Source organism: Deltaproteobacteria bacterium, assembly GCA_003696105.1.
GTDB lineage: Bacteria > Myxococcota_A > Polyangia > Haliangiales > J016 > J016.
On record RFGE01000279.1, the window covers coordinates 1 to 3,486 of the forward strand.

The 3,486-nt window shown below is 65.7% G+C and carries 4 protein-coding genes; all 4 read left to right on the top strand.

Annotation, left to right across the window (positions count from 1 at the left end; genetic code table 11):
- The first annotated feature begins 229 nt into the window (after positions 1 to 229).
- On the top strand, positions 230 to 601 hold the full coding sequence (locus tag D6689_17770; protein ID RMH39049.1) for a 30S ribosomal protein S12: 372 nt from the start codon (positions 230 to 232) through the stop codon (positions 599 to 601).
- Between the two features lie 11 nt (positions 602 to 612).
- On the top strand, positions 613 to 1,101 hold the full coding sequence (locus D6689_17775; GenBank protein ID RMH39050.1) for a 30S ribosomal protein S7: 489 nt from the start codon (positions 613 to 615) through the stop codon (positions 1,099 to 1,101).
- Between the two features lie 182 nt (positions 1,102 to 1,283).
- Positions 1,284 to 3,368 (top strand): elongation factor G, encoded by a 2,085-nt coding sequence (fusA, locus tag D6689_17780; protein RMH39051.1) that lies wholly within the window; start codon positions 1,284 to 1,286, stop codon positions 3,366 to 3,368.
- A gap of 21 nt (positions 3,369 to 3,389) precedes the next feature.
- Positions 3,390 to 3,486 (top strand): hypothetical protein (locus D6689_17785; GenBank protein ID RMH39052.1); only part of this gene is annotated, 97 nt, incomplete at its 3' end.

The window sequence follows — 3,486 nt, forward strand, 5'->3', positions numbered from 1 at the left end:
CGCGCCTTCAGCAGCGTGCCCTCGACCTCCTCGGCGTCCGTCTCTGACTGTTCCCAGTAGCCTCGCACCGAACCGCGTGTATCCGAGCACTTGCGCTCGTGCCCGGGGGAACTTCAGGCTAACGCGTTGAAATTTGGGCGGATCAGATTGGGCGCGGTTAGCCCTTGACATCCCCGCGTGCATCCATAGAATGCCTGCTCCATTCGCCCATCGCGAAAAAGGGTAATGAATGCCTACGATTAACCAGCTCGTCCGCAAGGGGCGCAAGAAAGTCAAGAAGAAGGGCACCGCACCGGCGCTGCGATCGTGTCCGCAAAAGCGCGGCGTGTGCGTGCGCGTCTACACCTCCACGCCCAAGAAGCCGAACTCCGCGTTGCGGAAGGTCGCGCGCGTGCGGCTCACGAATGGGATGGAGGTGACGAGCTACATTCCGGGCGAAGGACACAACCTGCAAGAGCACTCGGTCGTGTTGATCCGCGGCGGCCGCGTCAAGGATCTTCCGGGTGTGCGCTACCACATCATCCGCGGCACGCTCGACGCGACCGGCGTTGCGAATCGCAAGCAGGGCCGTTCCAAGTACGGCGCGAAACGGCCCAAGTAGAGGACTCAGCCATGCCGCGCAAAGGTGAAGTTCCCAAGCGGAAGGTCCTGCCCGACCCGAAATACACCGACGCTCCGATGGAGGTGCGTCGCCGCCTGACGAAGTTCATCAACGTCGTCATGAAGGACGGCAAGAAGTCGATCGCCGAGTCGATCGTCTACGGGGCGTTCGACCGGGTCGCCGAGCAGGCCAAAGACGACCCGATCAAGGTGTGGGAGCGCGCGCTCGCCAACGTCAAACCGCGCGTCGAGGTCAAATCGCGCCGCGTCGGTGGCTCCACGTACCAGGTCCCGGTCGATGTGCGCCCCGACCGGTCGCAGGCGCTCGGCATGCGCTGGCTGGTGAGCTACGCGCGCCAGCGCGGCGAAAAGACCATGGTCCTGCGCCTGGCCAACGAGATCCTCGACGCGGCGCAAAATCGCGGCGCCGCGGTCAAGAAGCGCGAAGACGTCCACAAGATGGCGGAGGCCAACAAGGCGTTCGCCCACTACCGCTGGTAGGAGGTTCGCGAACGCAACTCGACGAAGCCCGACAGGCGGCACTCGCATGGCTCGAGTGACCGAACCACCGGACTCGTAGAACTCCGCTCCGCGACCCCGGCTCTGCGACGCGCACCGCTCCGCAGACATGGCCGGCGCGCGCAAGTCGCGCTCGCGTGGCGGTACGCGCGAAAGCTGTAGTCATGGCTGGCGTACTCCCCATAGACCGAACCCGAAACATCGGGATCATGGCGCACATCGACGCCGGGAAGACGACGACGACGGAGCGCATCCTGTATTACACCGGCGTCTCGTACAAGATCGGCGAGGTCCACGACGGCGCGGCCGTCATGGACTGGATGGAACAGGAGCAGGAGCGCGGCATCACCATCACGTCGGCCGCCACGACGTTCCAGTGGCGCGGCCTGTGGGTGAACCTGATCGACACCCCCGGGCACGTGGACTTCACGATCGAAGTCGAACGGTCGCTGCGCGTCCTCGACGGCGCGGTCGCGGTGTTCTGTGCGGTCGGCGGCGTCGAGCCGCAATCGGAGACGGTGTGGCGGCAGGCCGACCGGTACGGCGTTCCGCGCATCGCGTTCATCAACAAGTGCGATCGCGTCGGCGCCGACCCCGAGCGCGTGGTCGGCGAGATTCGCAGCCGGTTGAAGGCCAATCCAATCCTCCTGCAGATCCCGCAGGCGCTCGAGGACAACTTCAACGGCATCGTCGACCTCATCCGCATGAAGATGCGCGTGTGGGACGAGGACTCGCTCGGCGCCAAGTTCCACGACGAGGACATACCGGCGGACCTGCGGGACGACGCCGAAGTCGCGCGCGAGGCCATGCTCGAGGCGCTCAGCGACGTCGACGACGGCATCTGCGAAAAGTTTCTCGGCGGCGAGCCGATCGACGAGGCGGAGATCGTCGCCGCGCTGCGCCGCGCGACCATCGGTCTGAAGGCCGTCCCGGTGTTCATCGGCTCGGCGTTCCGCAACAAGGGCATCCACAGCCTGCTCGACGGCATCGCCGATTACCTGCCGTCGCCGCTGGATGTGCCGCCGGTCAAGGGAACGGTCCCCGACACGGGCGAGGAGGTGACTCGGCCGGCATCCGTCGACGCGCCGGTCGCCGCCATGGCGTTCAAGATCATGGCCGACCCGTACGTCGGACAGCTCACGTTCGTCCGAGTGTACTCGGGAGTGTTGCGCACCGGGGACAGCCTTCTGAACGCGCGACGCGGTGCGAAGGAGCGCATCGGCCGCATCGTCAAGATGCACGCCAACAAGCGCGAAGAAATTCGCGAACTCGGCGCAGGCCAGATCGGCGCGGTGATCGGACTGCGCAACGCCGCGACCGGCGACACGCTGTGCGATCCGGCCGCGCCGATCGTGCTCGAGGACATGCACTTCCCCGAGCCGGTGATCGGCGTCGCGATCGAGCCCGCCACGAAAGACGACCAGGAGCGCTTGTCGACGGCGTTGGTCAAGCTCGCGAGCGAGGACCCGTCGTTCCGGGTGCACACCGATCCCGATTCGGGCCAGACCATCATCTCCGGCATGGGCGAACTCCATCTGGAGATCCTGGTCGACCGCCTTCGCCGCGAGTTCAAGGTCAACGCAACCGTCGGCGCGCCCCAGGTCGCCTACCGCGAGACGATTACGCGCACCGTCAAGGCCGACAAACGCTTCGTTCGCCAGACGGGCGGCCGCGGCCAGTACGCACACGTGGTCCTCGAGCTCCAACCCGGCGGTCCCGGCAGCGGCTACCAGTTCGAGAGCCAGGTCACCGGCGGTGCCGTGCCCAAGGAGTACTTCCCCGCGGTCGAAAAGGGAATCGAGGAGGCCATGGAGCGCGGCATCCTCGCCGGGTACCCGGTCGTCGACGTCAAGGCCGTGCTGCTCGACGGCAGCTACCACGAGGTCGATAGCTCCGAGATGGCCTTCAAGATCGCGGGATCGCTGGCATTTCAGGAGGCCGCGGCCAAGGCGAATCCCGTCTTGCTCGAGCCGATCATGAAGGTCGAGGTCGTCACTCCCGAGGAGTTCATGGGCGACGTGATCGGCGACCTCAACGCCCGCCGCGGAAAAGTCACTGGAATCGAGCCGCGAGCTGGTGTACAGGTCATCGCCGCGCACGTCCCGCTCGCGACCATGTTCGGCTACGCCACCGACCTCCGGTCGCGCACGCAAGGGCGCGCGACCTACACCATGCAGTTCGATCACTACGAAGAAGTTCCGGCACAGATCAGCGAGTCCATCATCGCAAAGGCGAAGGGCGCCGCATAACCGCACGTCAGGGGAAACGAAATGGCCAAGGAAAAGTTCGTCCGCAGCAAGCCGCACGTCAACATCGGAACGATCGGGCACGTCGACCACGGCAAGACGACGCTGACGGCTGCGATCA